At 32.8% G+C, this 1,408-nt stretch carries 2 pseudogenes; one reads left to right on the top strand and one right to left on the bottom strand.

Going from position 1 to position 1,408, the window contains the following annotated elements:
• Positions 1–283, bottom strand: a pseudogene (locus tag CQZ94_RS30715) (hypothetical protein); the annotation flags it as partial.
• Between the two features lie 596 nt (positions 284–879).
• Here CQZ94_RS30715 and CQZ94_RS30710 point away from each other — a divergent pair.
• A pseudogene (locus CQZ94_RS30710) lies at positions 880–1,408 on the top strand (cell wall-binding protein); the annotation flags it as partial.

Genomic DNA, 1,408 nt, shown 5'->3' with positions numbered 1-1,408 from the left:
CACTAATACCAAATTCTCCTTTGTTAAAAGTAGGAGCTTTGTAAGCACGGTTTTCATTGTTAGCTGTATAATCATTTTTAGCACTTTGTTCGGATAAAAAGATAACAAAAGGCTCTTTTAAAAACGAATCATAGGTATCACCAAATGTTGTAACAATCGTTGCGAACGTATCAACGTCTGCTTTCGCTTTATGTTTTGTAAATGGGTTCAAGCTGAATACAATCCCCATCGCTATTCCTACAGGGGGGATTTTTTTTATACATCTCTTTATCTTTTCCTTCATGGATGTGCTCCTTACTTTCTAATTTATACTGTTTCCAACATATTTAAATTAACATCGGTAAGTTTATCTTAATTTAAATAACTCTCAAAAGTCTTTCGTAAATGTTACAAAACCCTTTCATTGCTTCTCATACAAACACTTCAGGACTCTTGCAAGTAATTTCTTAAACTTGGAAATACCGATAGAAATAAAAGGATTGATACATAAGTAAACCACCGATATATCTTATTAAGTTAAAAATTGAGACCCAAAAAACAAGAAAGGTTGGCATTTTGCCAGCCTTTCTTGTTTACTACTTCATTCATTTTACAAATAAAAATTTTGTTTTGGGGATACTTAAAAATCTTCGCTTAATGAGCATGGGGCCAAGCTGAAAAAATATAGACTATCGTAAAAAGTTCAGAATTTTATACGATATTAATGAAAGACTTTTGTAACATTTATGAAAGAAATTTGAAAGGTTTTTAAACTAAGATGAATTTATAAATATTGATTTTATATTTTAAATCAATATACGACAGTATTTATATGTTTGTTTTTTACAGTGTTACATGTAAGCAATCTAGGCTAAATCTTACTAAGAGAGGACAACAAAAATGAAGAAAAAATTTAAAACAATTGGAATTGGAAAGAAAGTAATTCCTACTGCAGCGGCATTAGGTATTCTTTTTTCTGTCGCTCCTATTGCAGAAAACAAAGCTAGCGCAGGGATAGGTACGGTAATAGATATAAGTATTACTGTATTAGGTGCTTTAGCAAACACTTATGAAGCACTTGGAATAAGCCCAGAGGAGAAAGACCGAAACCCAGGTACTCGCATTGATGTATATGCAGAAAACGAAACTTACCAGGCTCCTAGTTTTACATCTGGGGAATTTAATATTTCCATGTATCATACACAAGGTGATTCGAATTTTCTTAAACCAGTTAAAGTACGCTATCCAAATGGAAGAATCGAACTTCATCAACTAAGATCTGGGCAGCAGCTTAAAATTACTGAAGCAGGTGCAATTATAGATTTAAACCCTAATGGAGCAAATGTCTCAGAACACGATCTTCTTTACATTACACAAGCACAATTAGACGAAGGAAAGACCGGAGTTGTGATGAATCAAGGCCAACATG

The sequence above is a fragment of the Bacillus sp. MYb209 genome (assembly GCF_002975175.1).
Taxonomy (GTDB): Bacteria; Bacillota; Bacilli; order Bacillales; family Bacillaceae_G; genus Bacillus_A.
The sequence above is the reverse complement of the archived record's forward strand: the minus strand, read 5'-3'. Positions and strand labels throughout refer to the sequence as shown.